This is a genomic window from Luedemannella helvata (genome assembly GCF_039528415.1).
Taxonomy (GTDB): domain Bacteria; phylum Actinomycetota; class Actinomycetes; order Mycobacteriales; family Micromonosporaceae; genus Luedemannella; species Luedemannella helvata.
Genome location: NZ_BAAALS010000084.1, coordinates 821 through 1,355 on the forward strand (window position 1 = coordinate 821; position 535 = coordinate 1,355).

Annotated in this window: 2 protein-coding genes; both read right to left on the minus strand. The window is 69.3% G+C overall.

What is annotated here, in order from left to right:
* Positions 1-103 precede the first annotated feature (103 nt).
* Positions 104-316, minus strand: coding sequence for a hypothetical protein (locus ABD191_RS28740; protein ID WP_030901014.1), 213 nt, complete (start codon positions 314-316; stop codon positions 104-106).
* A 13-nt stretch (positions 317-329) separates the two neighbouring features.
* On the minus strand, positions 330-535 hold a 206-nt coding region (locus tag ABD191_RS28745; RefSeq protein ID WP_344089037.1), incomplete at its 5' end, for a phage major capsid protein.

Sequence of the window (535 nt, forward strand, 5' to 3'; positions counted from 1 at the left end):
ACGATGTGCTGATCGACGGGGACAGCGGTCGAGGGCGGGCCGCACGCCGCATGCTCGGCACCGCATGGGCACCGCCCTTGAGCCGTCTGCCGGAGGAACAGGGTCACGATGCGAGCTGGCCGGACGTCCGCATCGCGGCGAGCAGCGCATTGACCTTGGTGCGGAGCGCCAGGTAGTCGGCGCGCAGGGCGTCGTACTCGGCCTTTGTCGGGTTGGCGCCAGCGGCGACCACGGAGGTAGCCGCGGCCGCATCCGCTACGGCTGCGGTCTGCTTGCCCTCGCGGGCAGCGCCGGCCCCTGCGTTCAGGTATGCCATGTCGAGCCCCTCCTTACGCGGTCAGGTCGATCTCGACGAAGGCGTTGGGCTGCAGGACGCCGAAGGCAGCACGCATCTCGGCGAGGATCGCGACGAGGTTGCGGACGAAGAAGTCCGCGTGGGAGTCGGTCATCTGGATGGATGCCTGCTCGCGGTCCCACAGGACGGCCTTGCGGAAGTCGCCGACATAGCCGGTGCCCGCAGGAACGGCTTCGGTCT

Excerpts from the sequence above, each read along its gene's own strand:
- ABD191_RS28740 (WP_030901014.1), bottom strand. The coding sequence starts at position 316 with ATGGCATACCTGAACGCAGGGGCCGGCGCTGCCCGCGAGGGCAAGCAG.